The organism is Campylobacter concisus (assembly GCF_902460575.1).
GTDB classification, from domain to species: Bacteria; Campylobacterota; Campylobacteria; order Campylobacterales; family Campylobacteraceae; genus Campylobacter_A; species Campylobacter_A concisus_AW.
Window position 1 is genome coordinate 395,670 of sequence record NZ_CABPUY010000003.1, and the last position, 1,186, is coordinate 396,855.

At 38.0% G+C, this 1,186-nt stretch carries 1 protein-coding gene; it reads right to left on the bottom strand.

Annotation, left to right across the window (positions count from 1 at the left end; translation table 11 throughout):
* Window positions 1-1,186, bottom strand: a 1,186-nt coding sequence (locus F3G76_RS10530) for an Ig-like domain-containing protein (RefSeq protein WP_188116576.1), incomplete at both ends; no start/stop codon positions are given.

Genomic DNA, 1,186 nt, shown 5'->3' on the forward strand with positions numbered 1-1,186 from the left:
CCTGCAGTCTCTGTATCACTACCTTTATTACCAGCTTTATCAGTTACTTCAACTTTTACTTTATCACCTGGTTCGATTGGATCAGTAGTGATTTCGAAATTTCCCTTATCATCAGTTGTGCCAATACCTATTGTTTTACCATTTTCATCAGTAACAACTACTGGAGCATTTGGCTCATCTGATTTACCTTTTACGATACCTTTATCTGGAGTACCATCTGATGGGTTAGTCTCATCTACTGGAGTTACAGTATCGATATCTACTTTTGGAGCTGTATGATCATTTGGATGCTCTATATTGCCAGCCGTAGCCATTTCTGTACCTGCGTTACCAGCTTTATCTATTGCTTGAACAAATACCGGAGTACCTGGCTGAACAGCTTTATCTAGTTGAATTAAGAAGTCACCTGCACTGTTAGCGTGACCTTTTCCTATAATGTTGTTATCTACATCTCTAAATAATATCTCAGCATTTGGAGTATCTGTATGACCTGTTCCCATAGTTAGCTCTGCTGTATCATCAGCTTTGCTATTTGTATCTATTGGAGTGATTTTAACATTGTCAAGTTTTGGAGCGATTGAGTCTAGATCGATTATAGCTTCATTGCTTGGTGTGCTCTTACCAAATTTATTCTCAGCAGTTGCTGTAAATTTATGCTCGCCTTGTTTAGTAAGTTCTGGAGCTGCAAATTCCCATGAACCATCAGCTTTAGCTGTTGTCTCGCCTATTCTGTCGCCATTATCATAAATTTCTACTTTTGAGCCAGCTTTTGCAGTGCCTTTGATAGTTGGAGTTTTATCATTTGTTAGATGACCTTTAACATCAAGAACGTTACCAACTTTAGTATCTTCTCCATAGCCTTTAGCATCATCTATTACTTCTGTGATAACTGGAGCTTCTGGAGCTTTAGTATTCTCACTATCCTCACCTATCACCTTGCTATCCTTGCCTGGGTTGTTAGGGTTATTTGGATTGATGATCTCTGCTGTTACATTGTTGTCTTTACCTGGGTTTAGATCAACTGGGATATCAATCTTACCTTTATCTATATCATCTTGATTGATTGGTTTTTCAGTCTTTTTGCCATTGTCATCAGTAACTACTACTTTATCACCTGGTTTTACTGAACCATCTTTTGGTATAGTAACTTCTACTGTTGTTTTACCAGCATCTTTGTCACCAGCTT